Source organism: Parafrankia sp. EUN1f, from assembly GCF_000177675.1.
In the GTDB taxonomy this organism is placed as follows: Bacteria; Actinomycetota; Actinomycetes; order Frankiales; family Frankiaceae; genus Parafrankia.
Map to the genome: position 1 here is coordinate 58,146 of NZ_ADGX01000010.1, position 16,666 is coordinate 74,811.

Annotated in this window: 17 protein-coding genes and 1 tRNA gene; 10 read left to right on the forward strand and 8 right to left on the reverse strand. The window is 71.3% G+C overall.

The genetic code is table 11. From position 1 onward, the window contains the following. The first annotated feature begins 126 nt into the window (after positions 1-126). The 5 genes from FREUN1FDRAFT_RS04530 to FREUN1FDRAFT_RS04550 all read left to right on the forward strand — a co-directional run bounded on the left by FREUN1FDRAFT_RS04530 (position 127) and on the right by FREUN1FDRAFT_RS04550 (position 4,597). Positions 127-537, forward strand: coding sequence for a hypothetical protein (locus tag FREUN1FDRAFT_RS04530; RefSeq protein ID WP_006538773.1), 411 nt, complete (start codon positions 127-129; stop codon positions 535-537). Next, a complete protein-coding gene (locus FREUN1FDRAFT_RS04535) occupies positions 534-827 on the forward strand; it encodes a hypothetical protein (RefSeq protein ID WP_006538774.1) in 294 nt (97 codons plus the stop codon). Before FREUN1FDRAFT_RS04530 ends, FREUN1FDRAFT_RS04535 begins: the two co-directional genes overlap by 4 nt. Before the next feature lie 137 nt (positions 828-964). Further along, positions 965-2,626, forward strand: a complete 1,662-nt coding sequence (locus FREUN1FDRAFT_RS04540; RefSeq protein WP_006538775.1) for an FtsK/SpoIIIE domain-containing protein — start codon at positions 965-967, stop codon at positions 2,624-2,626. A 116-nt stretch (positions 2,627-2,742) separates the two neighbouring features. After that, on the forward strand, positions 2,743-4,377 hold the full coding sequence (locus FREUN1FDRAFT_RS04545; protein WP_006538776.1) for a replication initiator: 1,635 nt from the start codon (positions 2,743-2,745) through the stop codon (positions 4,375-4,377). Between the two features lie 31 nt (positions 4,378-4,408). Beyond that, positions 4,409-4,597, forward strand: coding sequence for a helix-turn-helix domain-containing protein (locus tag FREUN1FDRAFT_RS04550; protein ID WP_035949941.1), 189 nt, complete (start codon positions 4,409-4,411; stop codon positions 4,595-4,597). A gap of 33 nt (positions 4,598-4,630) precedes the next feature. Here the strand turns inward: FREUN1FDRAFT_RS04550 and FREUN1FDRAFT_RS04555 are convergent, their stop codons facing one another. Next, entirely contained in the window at positions 4,631-4,807 is a 177-nt protein-coding gene (locus tag FREUN1FDRAFT_RS04555) for a hypothetical protein (RefSeq protein ID WP_006538778.1), read from the reverse strand. Between the two features lie 165 nt (positions 4,808-4,972). On the opposite strand from FREUN1FDRAFT_RS04555, the gene FREUN1FDRAFT_RS04560 reads away from it, so the two are divergent. The 3 genes from FREUN1FDRAFT_RS04560 to FREUN1FDRAFT_RS04570 all read left to right on the forward strand — a co-directional run bounded on the left by FREUN1FDRAFT_RS04560 (position 4,973) and on the right by FREUN1FDRAFT_RS04570 (position 7,165). After that, the gene (locus tag FREUN1FDRAFT_RS04560; protein ID WP_006538779.1) at positions 4,973-5,275 is read left to right on the forward strand and encodes a hypothetical protein; all 303 of its coding nucleotides are present in this window, start codon (positions 4,973-4,975) and stop codon (positions 5,273-5,275) included. 250 nt (positions 5,276-5,525) lie between these two features. After that, on the forward strand, positions 5,526-5,735 hold the full coding sequence (locus tag FREUN1FDRAFT_RS04565) for a hypothetical protein (RefSeq protein ID WP_006538780.1): 210 nt from the start codon (positions 5,526-5,528) through the stop codon (positions 5,733-5,735). After that, positions 5,735-7,165, forward strand: a complete 1,431-nt coding sequence (locus FREUN1FDRAFT_RS04570; RefSeq protein WP_006538781.1) for a site-specific integrase — start codon at positions 5,735-5,737, stop codon at positions 7,163-7,165. Before FREUN1FDRAFT_RS04565 ends, FREUN1FDRAFT_RS04570 begins: the two co-directional genes overlap by 1 nt. A gap of 104 nt (positions 7,166-7,269) precedes the next feature. On the opposite strand, the gene FREUN1FDRAFT_RS04575 is transcribed toward FREUN1FDRAFT_RS04570, so the two are convergent. The 4 genes from FREUN1FDRAFT_RS04575 to FREUN1FDRAFT_RS43465 form a co-directional block, all read right to left on the reverse strand. Continuing rightward, positions 7,270-7,342, reverse strand: a tRNA-Arg gene (locus tag FREUN1FDRAFT_RS04575). Between the two features lie 93 nt (positions 7,343-7,435). Next, complete coding sequence (locus tag FREUN1FDRAFT_RS04580; protein ID WP_006538782.1) at positions 7,436-7,990, reverse strand: metallophosphoesterase; 555 nt, start codon at positions 7,988-7,990, stop codon at positions 7,436-7,438. A 50-nt stretch (positions 7,991-8,040) separates the two neighbouring features. After that, positions 8,041-8,946: a bacterial transcriptional activator domain-containing protein gene (locus FREUN1FDRAFT_RS04585; RefSeq protein ID WP_006538783.1), complete on the reverse strand. Its 906-nt coding sequence runs from the start codon at positions 8,944-8,946 to the stop codon at positions 8,041-8,043. A gap of 422 nt (positions 8,947-9,368) precedes the next feature. Continuing rightward, the gene (locus FREUN1FDRAFT_RS43465; RefSeq protein ID WP_198144236.1) at positions 9,369-12,422 is read right to left on the reverse strand and encodes a LysM peptidoglycan-binding domain-containing protein; all 3,054 of its coding nucleotides are present in this window, start codon (positions 12,420-12,422) and stop codon (positions 9,369-9,371) included. A gap of 1,410 nt (positions 12,423-13,832) precedes the next feature. On the opposite strand from FREUN1FDRAFT_RS43465, the gene FREUN1FDRAFT_RS04595 reads away from it, so the two are divergent. Then, positions 13,833-14,387, forward strand: coding sequence for a hypothetical protein (locus FREUN1FDRAFT_RS04595; protein ID WP_232295040.1), 555 nt, complete (start codon positions 13,833-13,835; stop codon positions 14,385-14,387). 15 nt (positions 14,388-14,402) lie between these two features. On the opposite strand, the gene rpsD is transcribed toward FREUN1FDRAFT_RS04595, so the two are convergent. Beyond that, positions 14,403-15,008 (reverse strand): 30S ribosomal protein S4, encoded by a 606-nt coding sequence (gene rpsD, locus FREUN1FDRAFT_RS04600; protein ID WP_006538788.1) that lies wholly within the window; start codon positions 15,006-15,008, stop codon positions 14,403-14,405. Positions 15,009-15,070: 62 nt separating this feature from the next. Here rpsD and FREUN1FDRAFT_RS04605 point away from each other — a divergent pair, with 62 nt between their 5' ends. Then, positions 15,071-15,883, forward strand: a complete 813-nt coding sequence (locus tag FREUN1FDRAFT_RS04605) for a hypothetical protein (protein ID WP_198144237.1) — start codon at positions 15,071-15,073, stop codon at positions 15,881-15,883. Positions 15,884-15,983: 100 nt separating this feature from the next. On the opposite strand, the gene FREUN1FDRAFT_RS04610 is transcribed toward FREUN1FDRAFT_RS04605, so the two are convergent. Both FREUN1FDRAFT_RS04610 and FREUN1FDRAFT_RS04615 read right to left on the reverse strand, forming a co-directional pair. After that, a complete protein-coding gene (locus FREUN1FDRAFT_RS04610) occupies positions 15,984-16,271 on the reverse strand; it encodes a hypothetical protein (protein WP_006538790.1) in 288 nt (95 codons plus the stop codon). A gap of 70 nt (positions 16,272-16,341) precedes the next feature. Then, a complete protein-coding gene (locus tag FREUN1FDRAFT_RS04615) occupies positions 16,342-16,611 on the reverse strand; it encodes a hypothetical protein (RefSeq protein ID WP_006538791.1) in 270 nt (89 codons plus the stop codon). Positions 16,612-16,666 lie beyond the last annotated feature (55 nt).

A 16,666-nucleotide genomic window follows, 5' to 3' on the forward strand; every position in this document is an offset into this window, starting at 1 on the left:
CATACCACCGGTACATACAACGCTTGGTTGGCGTTTGATGCGCGCTTGCCGAGCGGTGGATCGTGTATCTCATCGGCCGGAACGACCGGTCGGAGATGACGGTCTGCGATGTGTGGAGGTGACGGGGTGGCGGTTCCTCGGCGTATTCCGGTGCGGTTTGAGGATGTGTTTCCGCACGGCGCGTACGTGCTCGGTGTGGAGGCGGCGAACGACTTCGACAAGGTGCGGGCGGGGGTGGCGGACCCGCAGCAGCGGGACAAGGAGACCGGCGCCCGGGTCTGGACGGTCCGCGTCCTGGACCCGGACCCGGCCGCCCGGCAGGCGGAGATGAAGGTGAAGATCCTCGGTGAGACGGCGCCGCTCGTGCCGGACGCGATGCCAGGGATGCCGTTCCGTCCGGTGCTGTTCGACGGCCTGTCGGTGCTGCCGTACGTGGACACCAACAGTTCCAAGCCCCGGCAGGCGTTCTCGCTGCGGGCGGTGTCCATGCGTCCGGTCGGTCCGGCTCGTCGGACGAACCCGGGGGTGGCGGCATGACGACCGGATCCGACCTCGACGGGCCGCGCTCGTCGACGCACCTGGGGTTGCACGTGGGGGCGGACTGGTCGGTCCGCTGCCACAGCTACCCGGACAGCGCGCCGATCCTCGCGGTGAACCTCGGCCGTACGACGCTGTCCGTCTCTGCGGCGGGTAGCGCGGTGACATCGGATCAGGTGGATTTCGCCTACGCGCTGCTCGCCGCGGTGAACGATTACCTGATCGAATGCGAACAGCTCCGGTTCGCCGCGCTGGAAGCGGTCGAATCCGCGGAGTACCGCGCCGCATAGCGGCCCCTCCGGCTGGCTCCTTCGGGGAAGCGGCCCGGACTCTGGATACTGACTGACTCCCAATCCGGGCCGCTCCTCCTTTCTCTAATTCCCTCCTTCCTCTGGTTTCGTGCGCTCTGAAACGGGTGGTGTTTGGCATGTCCAGGATCAACGGCGACCGGCGGTTGCCGCGTATTCCGTCCCGGCCGGATCGGGTGCGGGTACCGCTGTGGATGCTGCTCGTGGCGGTGGCCGGTAAGGGGCTGGTGCTCGGGGTGCGCTGGTGCTGGCGGCACCGGGTCGCTGTGCCCCTGGTGCTGGTGCTCGCGGTGTTCACCCACCGGGCCGGGCCGCTGCGCCTGGTGGCGCTGCTCGCCGCGCTGACCCTGGTCGCGGTGGGCTGGTCGCAGGTGCACCCGCGGTCGTTCGGCTGGCTGTCGCGGCGGGTCCGGGCCCGGGTCCGGTTGGCGTTCGTGTACCGGCGGCGGTGGGTGCCGGCGATGGTGCACACCAGTCTGGCCATCCGCATGCCGGCCTCGAACGGCGACCAGGTGACGTTCGACGAGTACTTCCCACGGATCCGTTCAATCCGTTCCACCCGGGCGGTGGACACGCTGCGGGTGGAACTCCTTCCCGGGCAGACCCCGGAGCAGTGGGCGGATCAGGCCGAAGCACTACGGCACGTGTTCCGGGCCCGGCGCTGCCAGGTGCAGGCGGAGGAGCACCGGTACATCCGGGTGCACTTCCACTACCGCGACACCCTGACCGGCCAGATCCGACCGATCCGCCTCGACAACCCCGGCCCGGTCATCGACCACGAAACCGGTGACCAGACCGGCGGCGACCCCTCCAACGGCGGCCCTGCGGCGGCCTCGATCGTCGCGGGCCTCTCGGCGATTCCGATCGGCCGCTGTGAGGACGGATCTCCCTGGACCCTGCCGGTCCGGGGGACTCATCTGCTCGTCGCGGGTGCCACCGGGGCGGGGAAGGGGTCGGTGCTGTGGTCGATCATCCGCGGTCTCGGTCCGGCGGTACGGGCGGGGCTGGCCGAGCTGTGGGTGTGTGACCCGAAAGGCGGTATGGAGCTGGCGTTCGGGGAACCGCTGTTCACCCGCTTCGCGACCCGCACGGAGGAGATCGCGGATCTCCTCGACGACGCCGTGGCGGTCATGCAGAAACGGACGGGCCGGCTGCGGGGCCGGACCCGGCTGCACACCCCCACGACCGGTGAGCCGCTGATCGTCCTCGTCGTTGATGAGATCGCGTCGCTGACGGCGTATGTGACCGACCGGGACGTCAAGAAGCGGATCGGGGCAGCGCTGCCGCTGCTGCTGTCCCAGGGACGCGCCCCGGGCGTGGTGGTCCTGGCGGCGGTGCAGGACCCGCGTAAGGAGGTGCTGCCGTTCCGGGACCTGTTCCCGGTCCGGGTCGCACTGCGGATGACCGAACCGGAACAAGCTGACCTCGTGCTCGGCTCGGGCGCCCGGGACCGCGGCGCGCGGGCGGATGAGATCCCGGTGTCCCTTCCCGGGGTGGGCTACGTGTTGGCGGAAGGTCAGCCGGAACCGGTCCGGGTCCGCGCGTCGTTCATCGACGACACGGAGATCAGCCGCACCGTGCTGGCCTACCGGCCGACCCCGGCCCTCGGCGCGGGTTGGACACCCGACCTGAGCGCCTACCTTGACGACCTTCCCGTGGTCGACCTTCCCGGCGTCGCCGGCGACAGCGGCTCCGCGGGGTGGACGCCGGACCTCCGGGAGTTCCCGGGGCCCGACGGCCCGGAAACGAACGGGTTTCCCGGCTGGGGGGAGGTTGCTTGACCAACCCCACGACCCCCGACGCACCTTCGTCCCCTCACCGTCCCGACGCGGCTCCTTCCCCTGGCTGTGACGACCGTGACGATCGACCTGCCCGGCCCGGCTCCCGGGAAGCACGGATGCGCATGCCGCTGGCCCGGCAGGTCGTGGAAGCGGTCGCCATGGAGAACGGCGTGTGCGTGCGGCCGATGGCGATGCGGCGGACGAACCTCGACACCGGCGAGACGGAGATCGTGCCGGTGCCCTGCGGGGCGACGCTGGCCAGCAAGTGCCCGACCTGTGCGGAGCGGGCGCGGCGGCTGCGGATGGCGCAGTGCAAGGCAGGCTGGCACCTGGAAGACGAACCGGTACCGGACCCGGACCCGCCGTCGGAGGACGCGAAGGTCCTTGCCGGCTTCCGGGCGGACCTCGAAGCACTGCGGCGGGACGCGGAACGGGACAGCGACCCGGCCGGCGTGGCCGAACTCGACGAACTTATCGGCCAGGTCGACGACGAACTCAACGCCCTGGGCGTGCGCGGCAAGGCTGCCCCGGACAACCGGGACCGGCCTCGCCGTGCCCGCTCGACCCGGCGACGCCAGGACGCCCCCGACCTGCCCCGGCTCCCGGTGGACAAGCGGACGATCGGCCGGACCTACGAAGCCCCGGACGGCACGACCTGGCGGCCGTCCATGTTCCTGACGCTCACCTGCGACACCTACGGGCGGGTACGCAGCGACGGCACGCCAGTGGATCCGGGCTCGTACGACTACCGGCGGGCGGCCCGCGACGCGATCCACTTCCCGAAGCTCATCGACCGGTTCTGGCAGAACCTGCGACGGTGCGTCGGGTGGGATGTGCAGTACTTCGCCGCGCTCGAACCGCAACGGCGGCTTGCTCCCCACCTGCACGCGGCGATCCGGGGCACGGTCCCGCGGATGGTGCTTCGCCAGGTGGCGGCGGCGACGTACCACCAGGTGTGGTGGCCACCGTGCGACCGACCGATCTATCCGGATACGGCGTTGCCGGCCTGGGACACGGACAGCGGGGCCTACCTCGACCCGACCACCGGAGAGGCGCTGCCCACCTGGGATGAGGCACTCGACGCGATCGGCGAGGAGGACGAACCCGCGCACGTCGCCCGGTTCGGCCCGCAACTACGCGTGGACGGCGTCACCGCGAACTCGGCCCATACCGGCCGGATGATCGGCTACCTGACGAAGTACCTGACCAAAAGCCTCGACACCTGCCACGACACCGACAGCGACGCCCACCGACGCCACGTCGAACGGCTCGCGGACGCGCTGCGGCACGAACCGTGCTCGCCTGGCTGCGCGAACTGGCTGCGCTACGGCGTCCAGCCACGCAACCCGAAACCCGGCCTCGTCCCGGGCCGCTGTCGGGGGAAGGCACACCGGCGGGAGACGCTCGGGTTCGGCGGCCGGCGGGTGCTCGTCTCGCGTCGCTGGTCCGGCAAGACGCTGGCCGACCATCGGGCCGACCGGATCGCCTGGGTCCGCCAGCAACTCGAAGCACTCGGCCACACCGCCACCGGTACCGGCCCGGCGGCTGCGCCTGGTCCTGGGGCGGACTCGTCCCGGACGGTCTGCACCCTGCTGCGACCCGGTGACCCGGCCGCACCTCGACGGGAACACCTGCTCCTGCAAGCCGTCGCGCAACGCCGAGCCTGGCGGGCCCAACTCGACACGGCGAACGCTGCGGCACCCGGCCGGCATCCGGCAACCGGACCACCGGGCGCGCCCATCGCTGCCTGAGCCCATGACCCGACTCGTCCGGAAGGTACCCGTGACCAAGCTTCTCCTGACCGTCGACGAAGCCGCGGAAGTGCTCGGCGTCAGCCGGGCGAAGCTGTATCAGCTCATGAAGGCGGGGGCGTTCGCGTCGGTGTCGATCGGCCGGCTGCGGCGGATCCCGGCCGATGAGCTGAGCGCCTACGTCGACCGGCTGCGGGGCGGATCGGCGCTGGCCGCGTGATCGTCGATGGCTCCGCCGTCGTGGGCTGACCGGTCAGGATCTGGCCGGCGGTCGGTGCTTGCTGATCCACCGTTCGATGTCCTCGGCGAGCCAGACCTTTCCGGCCTTGATCTCGTCGAGCGGCTCCGGGAAGGACGGGTCGGTGGTGGCGATCTGGTGCACGCGGACGCGACTCACGCCGAGGCGCTCGGCGATCTCGGCCGTGCCCATGAGCTGTGTCCGTCCCACGGCGGAAGAGTACTTGACATGTGCTAAGTCCGGGCCGCATCATCGGACACAACTTAGCGACTGCTAAGTGAAGGCGGTCCCGGCGGGTGCTGCGAACACCCAACCGGGACCTTGATCCCAATCCTGCGTACACAGGAGTTGAGACCCATGCCCATTTTCTCGTCCGACGGTTTCGGCGCGTGGCGGACCCCCGGTGACGGCGAGTCCCCGCTGATCGCGGCCCGCACCCTCGACACCGGCACGCATGAGCTGACGATCCGTCCCGGCGCCGATGTCGGCGACCTGATGGCGATCCTCAGCACGCTGCCGTCCGATGCGTTCTTCACCGAGCACTTCGGCGACGTCGACGCGGTGCTCATCTTCCGGCAGGTACCCGGAGAGGACGCACCGGCCTGGCGGACGGTGAAGTTGTCCGGCGGCCCGGGAGCAGTCAGCATCACCCGCGCGTAGCGGCAGCCACACCTGCCCTACCCCCATTTTTCTTTCGTTCTCTGGGGGCATCTGAAGCTGTCGAGGTGTCGGACGTGTCCAGGGTCGGCCGCAGGCCGATCGCGTAGCGACGCGAAGCGCCCTGGACGCGGCCGGCGCCTCGGCAGACCATCCCCAGGCCAGAGAACGGAAACCCCACCGCACCGGGCGACATCACCCGCGGCCCGGGTTCCTCTTCCCGTTCTTTTCTCGGCAAGGAGCTGTCTTCGTCATGCCCATCGACCAGGAAGGACACCCGACGATGAGCCTGCAACAGGCTCTCCGGGAGCACATCGAACGCGCGAAACGCGGCGAAGGACGCCGCTACCCACAGACTGTTGGTGAGGACAAGTTCGCCTGCGACATGGGCGAGAGCCGCTACGGCTGCGCCTGGTGCGACAACATCACCTGGCCCGACGGCAACCCGCTGGACGTCGCCTGATGGCCGCGGGGGACCGGTCGGGCAAGGGCCGGCGCGGGAACAACGAGGGCTCGATCTACCGGTACCGCAACGGCTGGGCAGGCCAGGTGAGCCTCCCGGACGGGCGGCGTCCGACGTTCTACGGCCCGACCCGTGAGCCGGTCCGGGAGAAGATGACGGCAGCGCTGCGGGCTGCGCAGGACGGAACCCCGGTCGTCACGACTCAGATCACGGTCGGCGAGTACCTCGACCAGTGGGTCACGGTGGTCCTCCCGGCCCGGGTCGTCGCGGGGACGCTCGCGGAATCCACGATGGAGTCCTACGCGCTGCTCGTCCGTCTGCACATCGTCCCGGTACTCGGGCGCCACAAGCTGCGGGACCTCTCGACCGCCCACGTGCGGAAGTGGATGACGGCGAAGCTGACCGAACCGTCCGCGGCCGGCGTCGCTGCGCGCAAAGCCCGGGAAGAAGCGCGGGCGGCGAAGGAACGCCAGAAGGCCGAAGAGGCGGCGGAGCGCGCGGAGGACGGTCAGCCGAAGCGTCCTCGGAGGACCTCGGCGAGCAAGCTGGCGTCGGCTCCGGCGGCGGCCGATCCGAAGCCGATCAAACCGCTGTCGGCGCGGTCCGTCCGCTACCTGCATGCGATCCTGCGGACGGCACTCGCGGACGCGATGCGCGAGGAACTGGTCTCGCGGAACGTGGCCGAACTCGTCCAGCCGCCGAAGTCGGTGAAGGGCGCGGCCCGGTCGCTGTCGGACGAGGAGGCGCGGAAGGCGGTCGCGGTGGCGCTCGTCGACCGCAACGCGGCGCTGTGGCTGGTGATCCTCGCACTCGGCCTGCGCAAGGGTGAGGCGCTCGCGTTGCGATGGGACGTCGTCGACCTGGACGCGGGTACGGTCGCCATCGTCCGCAAGCAACGGCGGCGACGCTCGCATATCGACCCGGAGACCGGTGTTCAGCGCTGGGAACTCGTCGAAGACGACGAACTGAAGACCGCAGGCTCACGGGCGCGGCTGGCGCTGCCCACGATGGTCGTGACCGTCCTCCGCGAGCATCGGCGACGTCAGGAAAAGGCCAGGGCGGAAGCGTGCGAATGGGCCGATCCGGGGCTGGTGTTCACCTCGGCGACCGGCAACCGGATCGACCCGCGAAACGTGAACCGCTGGTGGGACAAGGTGTGTGAGCGGGCGGAAATCCCGCACACCCGCGTTCACGACCTGCGCCACACGGCGGCGTCGCTGCTGTTCTCCGCCGGCGTCGACCTGAACGAGATCCGGGCCCTGCTGCGGCACACCAGGCTGGCCACCACGGCGGACATCTACGTGGACATCCTGGACGAGGTGCGCCGCTCGACCGCCCGGAGCATGGACGACATCCTCACCAGGCTGCACCGGCCGTCAACTACGGACAGTGACGAAAACGGCGAGAGTGATCAAGCCGTGAAAACGTGATCGTTTCCAACTGCAGTACGAACTGCAGTACTTGACCCTGGAAGCGGCAGAGCCCCGCGGCCTTGGATGGGGGCTGCGGGGCTCTGGCCTGTCTCAACCGTGCGTGCGCTCGGAGGGACTCGAACCCCCAACCTTTTGATCCGTAGTCAAATGCTCTATCCGTTGAGCTACGAGCGCCTGCCGATCACTCTCGCGTTCGGCTTCGCCAGCTTACAGCACGCGGAGCGGGTGCTACGAACCGCGGCCGCCTGATCCTTGGTGTTCTGGCATTCATGATCGTCGGATGGGCTCTCGGTGGGGGCGTGTCGATGTCGGGGTCGGGAGTTGGTGCAGTTCGACGTCGGTCAGGGTGCTGGCCGCGATGGTCGCGGTCAGGTAGGTGGGGTGGGGCTGGCGGCGGCGGTCCGTGGGCGAGCCGGGGTTCAGCAGCCGCAGGGGGTGTGCGCCGTCGGGGCGTGGCGTCGTGGTGTCCCAGGGGATGTGGGAGTGACCGAAGACGAGCACGTCGGCGTCGGGGTAGGCGGCGACCAGGCGGCGTTCGCGGCCGGTGGCCGGGCCGGTCTCGTGGACGACGACGAACCGCAGTCCGTCCAGGGTGATCCTGGCGACTTCGGGTACCTGGGCGCGGATGTCGGGTCCGTCGTTGTTGCCCCAGCAGGCGACGAGCCGTCGGGAGCGGGCGGTGAGCTGGTGCAGCAGGTCGGCGCCGACCCAGTCGCCGGCGTGGATCACGACATCGGCCTCGTCGACGGCGGACCAGACCTGCGCGGGCAGGTCACGGGCCCGGGCCGGGACGTGCGTGTCAGCCAGCAGAACGAGACGCATTCAGCCAGTGTTCGCGATTGCGCGGGTCTTCGCGATGTCGGCCGGGGGCGTCAGTGGCGGCGCCGGCGGAAGCCGGGGAGGAGTTCCTGGACGAGGGCGTCGGTCTCCGGTTCCGCGGCCCGGCTGGGGCGGCCCGGCGGAGCGGCGATGGCCCGGTACAGCTCGCCGGCGACGGCTTCCAATGTCTTGCGTTCACCGCGGGCGGCGACGGTGCGTAGCAGGTCACGCCACAGTGCCTCGGCGGTCGGCACGGCGCGCAGGCCGGTGCGGCAGGCGGCCATCGCGGTCATCGTGTCGCCTCGTTCGAGGGTGATGGCGGCGAGTCGGTGCGCCGCGTCGATGACGGCGTCGCGCATGGTGCGCGCCACCGGGGTCGTCTCCACCCACTGGTACCTGCCGTCGGCTCGGTCGGACCACAGTGGTCCGCCGATCAGGTTCAGGGCGTCGCGCAGGTCCGCCTGCGGGTTGCTGGCGTCGTCGGGGCGAGCGGCGCGGTGGCTGTAGGCCACAAAGAGTTCCCAGTCGCAGCGGACGTCCGAACTGAGCGTCCAGAGTCCGTCCGGAGCGGGCTGCAGGCGGGGCCGGCCGTCGGCGTCGACGCCCAGCCAGCTGCGGGCGGCGATCAGCGCGGGCAGGATCGCTGACCCCTGTGTGGCCTGTCCGTCCGATGGTGCCGATGGGCTCGACGGGTTCGACAGGCCGAGGAAGTCGCGCAGCTCCTCGGGATAGGCACCGTCCCGGTGCAGTGCGAGGAAGACGATGATCTCGGTGAGCAGGTCGGCCTGCTCACGCTGGATCGGTCCGGGTGCACCGATGTAGGGGTAGCCGAGCACATGGACCTCGGCCTCCGTGGGCCCCGCGGGGTGCGGTTCGAGGTGCGGCAGGGTCGCCAGGGCATCGGCGGCGGAGTCCGGCCGGGGGAAGTGCGCGTCCTGCGGCTGCTCCGCCCCGGTCATGCTCCCGCCCAGGTTCCCGGCCTCGCCCGCGGTCTGGCTCGCGCCCGCGGTCTGGCTCGCGGGGCTGGGCTGGCTCGGCGGGGCGGCACCGTAGGGCGGCTCGGTGTAATAGGCGTGCGGATGCGTCGACGGGTGGGCGGGAAGTTCGTTCGGTGGCGGCGACGACGGGGGAGGCGGGGGCGACGATGGCGAACCACCGCCCCACTGGACGTAGTCTTCGGCCCAGGATTCTGTGGCCTCCTGGTATTCCCGGGCCTCCTGGTATTCCCGCGGTCGCTGGGCCGCGGCTTCCTCGGGGCCGGGAGGCGATGGCTGGCGATGGCTTGGTGCCGGCTGCTGCTGGTCATGCGATGGGGGGACGAGCAGCGTCCGCGGAACCCTCGGGACGTCCGTAGGCCGCAGGACCGGCTGGTCCGCCGGCGTCAGGTAGGCCGGTGGATGGTCCGCCGGTGCCGGCAGGGGCGGTGCCGGCAGGGGCGGTGCGGGCGGGGCGCCGCCGCCGAAGGTGCCGGGGGCGGGGGCCAGGTTGGTCCCTGCGATGGCGGTGCGGGCGGGGCCGGAGGCGAAGGCGGTGGCGTGGCCGGGGCGTAGCCGTCCGGGACCTGGCCATCACGGCCATCCGGGACGTATCCGGCTGGGCCATAGCCATCTGGGCCATAGCCATCTGGGACGTAGCCGGCTGGGACGTAGCCGGCTGGGACGTAGCTGTCCGGGGCAGGTGGGATGGGCGGGGCGGCGGGCGGCTGTGTGTGCGGCGGGGCGAGGTCGTCCCCGGGGCGCGGGCCGATGGGCATGCGGATGACGGAAGGCGCCGAACTCGGCGGAGGCACCCACGGCACGGGGCCGGGGATCGAATCGGCGTCCCGAGGTGGGCGGGTGCCCTCCGGATGCGTTGACGGCGACGGCGGCGGCGGTGAGGGCGCCGGCGTGGGTGCGGGCACCTGGTAGGGGCCTGTGTTCCCGTGGCCGGTGGCCGGACCGGAGGTCGGAGCGTACGGCGGCAGAGGCGGCGCGGGCCTGGCAGGTGTGGGCGGGAGCGGCGTCGGTGGGGGAGGCGTAGCCGGAGGAGGCGGCGGTGCCACCGGGAAGGCGGCCGTGGCCCTTTCGGGGTGATCGGGCTGGGCGCGGGCATCAGACGAGGTCGACGCAGCGCCTGGGGCGGGCAGACGCACTGGACCAGTGGCATGACCGTGGTGCTGTGCGGCGGTGAGGTGCGCGCCGGTGCCGGACGCCGTCCCGCGGCGGTCGTCGTAGCTGTCGTAGTCGCCGGAGCCGTCGTGGCGGTCGTAGCCGTCGTAGCCGTCGTGGTCGTCGTCGACCGGCCCGTCGTCGTGGTCGTCTTCGTAGCCGGCTGGCCCGTCGCTGTGGTCGTCGTCGTAGCCGTCGTAGTCGGCTGGGCTGTAGGACGGAGTGCTTGCCCAGGGCGGGCGCGGGACTGCGGTGCCGCGCGATCCCCCGGCCTGGATGCGGAACATCGCCAGCATCGCCGCGTACTCGGCCGCGGCGAGGGTCTGGGCGTTGACCTCGACGCCGAGCACGCCGAGCGACATCCGGGCGTCGGGCTGGACGTCGAAGCGCCAGCGTGCCGCCGGGCTGTCACCGACCATCAGCACACCGACGGTGTGGTCGCGCCCGCCCGCGAGCCTGGCCAGCCGCTCGGCATGAGCCGGTGCCGGCGGGCCGGCGAGGACCAGCAGGTCCGGCGACCACTCCGCCGGGGCGGCCGGCGACTGCCGTCCACGCAGAGCGGCGCCCGGCTCGGCGCCCCAGGCGGTGTCCCGTGGTTCGCGGGCTTCCAACTCGTCCAGGATGTCGGCCAGGCTGGACGAGGTACGCAGCCGTCCCGGCGCGATCGGGCTGGGGTCGTCGGCGAAGCCGACGAGGCAGACCCGCAGGTCGTCGGACCAGATGTTCGTCGCCAGCTCGACCGCGACGGAGATCGCGGCCTCGCTGGCCACCGCCGGATCCCCGGTGAGGGCGATCACGCCGGGGGCGCCTTCGAGGTCGACGAGGATGCGGCAGCCGGTGTCGTCACGCCCGACGGTGACGAGTGCCGGGTAGGGCGCCGGGACGTCCGCCGACAGGCTGGCGCTGGCCTCGAAGGGGAGCCCGTCCGGTGCGTCGGGGTTGCGTTCGATGCGCCACGAGCCGGGGTTGTTGCCGACCTGCCAGGGACTCGGCGGGGGTTTGGCGACGGCGGGCGCCATGTGCAGGACGAGGGCGGCGTCGGTGAGGATCGCCGCGTACACGGGTGGCAGTTCTCGGCCGCGGGCGGTCAGCCCGGCGGAAAGCAGCCGAAGCGACCGGTCGACGAATCGGGCGGAAGGCAGGTCCGCGGCCAGCCGCAGGGCGTGTTCGACCTCGGCGGAGAACGGATCGGCGTTGGCGTCGCCCGATCTGCGCCTGGTCAGCGCGGTGAGGACTCCGGCGGCGAGCAGTGCGGCACCGCTGATTCCCCGCCCGCCGCCGATGCGGCCCGAAGCCGCGCGGCTGGCCGCTGAGGCCGATGCCGCACCTGTTCGGTCGTCGTGACCGCCGCGTTGGCCCCTGGGCCCCGCCGTTCCCGCCCTTCCCGCTGGTCCTGGTGCGGTTGTGGGGCCGGTCGAGGCCGCCGCCGCGGTTGTTCCGCCGGCGCCGGCGGCCGGGGATTCGTAGCCGGGCCGGTAGTGCTGGCCCTGTCGATGGTCAGCCGGACCTGGTGCGCCGGTCCAGCCGCCCGTGGTGCTCGGCCCGCCGGCCGTGGCGCCCGGCCAGCCCGTGCCCACGGGCCCGGTCTGCAGGGGGCCGGTGGCACTCCCGGCACCACTGCCGCTGGTACCCGGGGCGGTGGGTCCGGTGTGGGCCGTCGGTTGGCTCGTTTCGGCCTCGCGCTGGGCGGCGAAATGGGAATGGACCTCGTGGATCCAGGAGGCTTCGCGGTGTGGGACCCGGATCGTCCGGACCTCCTCGCCGGCGGCGTCCGGGGGGAGCAGCAGCACCCAGCCGGGGGCCACGAGTGAGGGCGCGCTGAGCACCTGCCCGTCCGGCTGGGTGCGACCCTCGTTGAGAGTGAAGAGCTCGCGGTAGCGGAGGCTGTCGCCGAGCAACCGCCGGGCGATCGCCCAGAGGGTGTCGTGCTGGCGCCCGTCGGCCGGGCGAACCTCGCAGAACTTGACGTCGACGCCGTCCGGGAAGAGATCGGCGGGACTCTCCTCGCCCGCGGTCAGCTCGCGTGGGGCGGAGGCATGCTCATCCCACCGGAAACGCCGCGCCGGGACCGTGGTGGACGCGGGACCCCCGGCCACGTCACCGGTCGGGCGCTGCCTGATCGGCATCGGCCCGGTCGAAGCCGGGGCGGGCGCGGCGTAGGACGACCCGGTGGTCGCGGCGTAGGCGGACCCGGTGGTGCTGACGACGGCGCGGCTCCGGGGGGCGAGTGATCCGGATCCGCTCCTCGGCCTGCTGTGCCCGTCCCCGGTACCAGCTGCGCTTTCCACCGCGGGTGGCGATGCCGACGGCCGCGATTCGGGCGGCTGCGATGCGGGCGGCCGCGATGCCGGTGGCCGCGAGGACGGCTTCTGCACAGGCGGTGACGTGGAGGTCGACGAGGGAGTTGCCGCCGCAGCGGCAGCCGCCGAGGCCGCAGGTGCGGGTGCGGCTGCGGGCAGCGCGGGGCGCGCCTGGGATGTCGTCGGATGGCTCCGGTTCGGCTGGGCAGCGGTGAGGCCGCGGGCAAGCCGTGAGATCGCGGCTGGGTCCGATCGGCGTAGCCGGCCGGCCGCCGCCGCCACCTCGCCCGCGGTCACCTGCCCCGCTGCTGCCTGCGCCGAGTTCTGGTCATCGCCGGGACCACGGCTCCGCCGGCCAGCCCCGGAACCGTCGGGACGGGGCAGCTCGGGCGCCGGCCCTCCCACCCTCGGTGCACCTCGGTGCGCGGCGCCGCGCCGGGCAGCCGAGCGGCCTCGAGGGGGTGCCGTGCTGCGGGGTGTGGCGCCGCGTGGTGTGGCCAGCGGTAGCAGGTCACCTACCAGCCTGCGGGCCAGGAGCTGGCTGCCGCCACCGAACGGAATTCGCGGGGCAAGGCCCGTCTCCCGCCGCTCGGCCCGCCATTCGGCGATGACGCACACGACGAAATGAACCCAGGTCAGCCATGCCGCCAGAACCATAAGGCGCAGAAGGTTGGCCGCACCGAACTCACCGGTGAACGCTCCGGAATCACCGAAGGCGGCGGACAGCGGAGTGCCGCTGAGCACGAGGAGGAGGACGGGAACGCCGATACCGAGAGCCAGTAACAGCGCAGCAGCTGAACCGCTGCCCCGGCGTGCGCCGACGCCGGCTGAGCCGCCTGCTGGACTGCGCGTGGCATGACCTGCTGGATGACCCGCGGCGTGGCCTGCTACGCGGCCCGTAGCACGGCCCGCTGGCGGTCGCGAACTGCCTGTCTCCCCCACACTGTAACAGTCCACCACGTCTGGTCTCACTACAGGTCATATTTCACTCTGCTGGGCGCGGCGTTCACACGAATGACACAGGCTTGCTGACTCTGGCGACTCGTCGCTGCGAGGCGCTGGCGCACCGTGTGCGGGCGATACGCGCTCTTGGGGTTGAAAGCACTGGATGCGCCGCTGCGTCAACTGTTGTCCGAATGATCCATATTTGTGGTGATTATGCATACTTTTGCCAGCTGGATCGTTTGCGTCGCGGGGTTGACGCCGACGTGCTGAAGTTCGAATCCAATACAGATGAGTGTTCCGAACGTCGGGATCCCGCAAGAGTCGTACGTACCGAGGTACTGACTCGCAGGTCAGGGCAGAGCAGAGGGCAGGACGGCCAGGGTGCAGAGGCATACAACGGGGCGGCGGGGGAAACCTCCCCGCTTCTCCATAGCCGTGCCGGACAGCTGGTTCGTGCTGGATACCCAGGCCGCCCGCAGCACGGCGGCGATCGCCCGGATGGCCACGGAGCGGGCGCGTGGCCATCCACTGCTGGCAGGGCGGGAACCCACCGTCGCCCGGATTCTGTATGACGCCGCCACCCGCGCCGAAAGCGCCGGCGCGGCCTACTGCGCCGTCATGATCGAGGACGTCCGCGGCATCGGCCTGTCCGCCTGTGTCATGGTCTGCGTCCAGCCAACCGACCGACACATACCCGACCTCCCTCGGCAGGAACGCCCTGCGTCCGACGAGGCCGAGGCGGGGGAGCGTCGGCGCTGGCGTCGCGTCGGCTCCGTGGACCTGCCGGCTGTCGGCCTGGCCACCAGGACCGTGCGGCTCGAGCCGCAGCGGTCGACGGACGGCGCGGAGATCTCCCACCTGGTGATGCGGACGACGGTCCCGGTCCCGGGACATGACCGCATAGCGGTGATCGCCTGCGCCAGTCCGAACACGGCCCTGGCGGTGGCGCTGCACGACCTGTTCGACGCCGTGACCGCGACGTTCACCTTCGTCCACGAGATGCCGTGACCGCGATGCGGTCTGTCAGCGTGCGTAGTACTCGACGACGAGCTGCTCGTCGCAGACCACTGGGATCTCCGGCCGGCTTGGCCGTCGGCTGAGCACGGCCACCAGCGCGCCGCGGTCGACATCCAGGTACGCGGGCGGCGGAGCCCCGGTCGGCTGGGTCTCGGCAACGATCCGGAATGGCGCCATGGTGCGGCTGCGGGTGGTGACGGTGATGACATCGCCGGGTTGGACGCGGAAACCGGGACGGTCCACCCGACCTCCGTTCACCTGGATGTGCCGGTGGCTGACGAACTGGCGAGCCTGGTAGATCGTCTTGGCGAAGCCGGCCCGCAGAACGACCGCGTCCAGGCGGGTCTCCAGATCTTCGATGAGCAGGTGGCCGGTGCGTCCCGTCCCACGATCAGCCTGGTCGAACGCCCGCCGGAGCTGCTTCTCGCTGATGTGGTACTGGAAGCGCAGCCGCTGCTTCTCCCGCAGCCGCTCCTTGTAGGGCGACATCGTCTTGCGCCCGCGGCCGTGCGGGCCGGGCGGGTAGGGCCGGTTCTCGAAGTAGCGGGCCGCCTTGTCGGTCAGCGGCATCCCGATGCTGCGGCTGAGCTTGGCGACGGGCTTGTGGCGCACCGCATCCTCCTTTAGGTTAGGTGTCCTTAAATTAGGCAAACCTAACCATAGTGGATCGACTGGTGGTGGAGCAGGTGGCGGACGGCACGATTGATCGGCCCGGGGCAACGCACGGGACGTGGGGCGAGGGGCCTGCGGACGTCCTGGCGGCGACCAGACGGGCAGCGCGCGAGCTGATCCGCGTCGCGCCGTACGGCAGCCTTGTCCTGTGGGGTGGGCGCCTGGTGCATGGCCTGCGCTTCGCGGTCATCGCCTCCGCGGGGATGTCCACGCTCGGGCCGGGGGCATACGACCCGGGCCCTGGTGGGGCCGCACCCACCGACGCCGTCCCCGCCGACCTCGTCATGGCCGATCCGGCGCCGGTCGGGGCCACTCACGCCGGCCCTGTTCCAGCGGAACCGAGCCTGTTCGAGCAGTTCGCGGCCGTCCCGGCCACCCGCCTCGTGATGCTGGCCCCGTTCTCGGTCGGACGTCTGCTGGGCACCGAGGACCAGGCCTGCCGGTTCCAGATCTGCGGGCCGGTGTCAGCGGACGGCTGTGAATGGGTCTCGGTCGCCCTGGCCGGATGGGTCGCACCGGTGCCAGGTGGGGCCGTCTCGGAGCTCGCGCAGGCGTTCACCGATCGGCACCCGACACCGGACCTGCTCGATCTCGGCAGCGTGTGGATGCTCCTGGAGCTCGATCTCGCCGAGGCCACGGTGCGGACGAGGTCCGGGTGCATCCAGCTGGACACCGCCGACGTCGTGGCCCTGCTGAACGATCACCTGCATCACCACGAGCACGAGCACGAGCGTGATCTAGCCCATGCCCGTGACCAGGACGGCGATCACACCGCAGGCCGCGAACACGATGCGGGACGAGGCCCGCTGGCCTGACATGAGGCTTCCCGCGGGTGCGGCGGCCTGGATACCAGTGCCGTGGGGGCCGGTGGCGGGACGCTGGGCTGTGCCGTCCCGCCACCGCTCGAACAATGGGTCAGCCCGCTGCCTGGATGTCGATCTGGATCTCGGCGAGCCGAACCCGCAGCCGGTCCAGCTGGGTGTGCAGATCGGTCAGGGTTCGTTCGTAGGCGGGCCAGATCGAGGTACGGAACTCCGCTGCGGTGCGGCCGTCCCAGTTCTCCGGTTCCAGGAGGACCCGGGCGGTGGCGCGAAGCCCGTTGAAGTGCGTCAGAAGTGGGCCGTTGATGAGGCCGGCGAGCTCGTCGACCGCAGCCGACGCCTGTGGGGTGGCCCGGACGGTCAGACCTGATCCTGTCGTCATCGCATTCTCCTGAAGCTGAGTGTCTTCCGGGGCAGTGGAAGCCGTGCCGGGGCGGCGTGCCGCCCCGGCGTCAGCTGCCGGCCAGTGCGGTGCGTTGGTTGACCTCGGTCACGGTGCGAGCGAGGTCCGCCAGGTTTGTCTGCAGCGCTGACAGGGTGTTCTGCACCTCGGGCCAGATCTGGGTGCGGAACAACTGGGCTTTCGGCCCCTCCCAGTTCGCCGGGTCCGCGAGTGCGTTCCCGCGGGCGACGAGACTGGCTGTCGTGCTCTGAAGATCGGTGAGCTGATGGCTCATCTGACCGGCGGCACTCTGGGCCGCAGGGGTGGTAACCGTGCGCATGGGTGGTCCGTCCGTCCGGGGGCAGGGGTCGGAGGCACCGGCGGCGGGATCCAGC

What these genes read in the sequence shown, in the direction of transcription:
- FREUN1FDRAFT_RS04555 (WP_006538778.1), bottom strand. Translation starts at nt 4,807, where the DNA reads ATGGGCACGGCCGAGATCGCCGAGCGCCTCGGCGTGAGTCGCGTCCGC.
- FREUN1FDRAFT_RS04565 (WP_006538780.1), top strand. Translation starts at nt 5,526, where the DNA reads ATGCCCATCGACCAGGAAGGACACCCGACGATGAGCCTGCAACAGGCT.
- FREUN1FDRAFT_RS04560 (WP_006538779.1), top strand. Translation starts at nt 4,973, where the DNA reads ATGCCCATTTTCTCGTCCGACGGTTTCGGCGCGTGGCGGACCCCCGGT.
- FREUN1FDRAFT_RS04610 (WP_006538790.1), bottom strand. Translation starts at nt 16,271, where the DNA reads ATGACGACAGGATCAGGTCTGACCGTCCGGGCCACCCCACAGGCGTCG.
- FREUN1FDRAFT_RS04615 (WP_006538791.1), bottom strand. Translation starts at nt 16,611, where the DNA reads ATGCGCACGGTTACCACCCCTGCGGCCCAGAGTGCCGCCGGTCAGATG.
- FREUN1FDRAFT_RS04580 (WP_006538782.1), bottom strand. Translation starts at nt 7,990, where the DNA reads ATGCGTCTCGTTCTGCTGGCTGACACGCACGTCCCGGCCCGGGCCCGT.
- FREUN1FDRAFT_RS04545 (WP_006538776.1), top strand. Translation starts at nt 2,743, where the DNA reads ATGCGCATGCCGCTGGCCCGGCAGGTCGTGGAAGCGGTCGCCATGGAG.
- FREUN1FDRAFT_RS04585 (WP_006538783.1), bottom strand. Translation starts at nt 8,946, where the DNA reads ATGACCGGGGCGGAGCAGCCGCAGGACGCGCACTTCCCCCGGCCGGAC.
- FREUN1FDRAFT_RS04570 (WP_006538781.1), top strand. Translation starts at nt 5,735, where the DNA reads ATGGCCGCGGGGGACCGGTCGGGCAAGGGCCGGCGCGGGAACAACGAG.
- FREUN1FDRAFT_RS04540 (WP_006538775.1), top strand. Translation starts at nt 965, where the DNA reads ATGTCCAGGATCAACGGCGACCGGCGGTTGCCGCGTATTCCGTCCCGG.
- FREUN1FDRAFT_RS04535 (WP_006538774.1), top strand. Translation starts at nt 534, where the DNA reads ATGACGACCGGATCCGACCTCGACGGGCCGCGCTCGTCGACGCACCTG.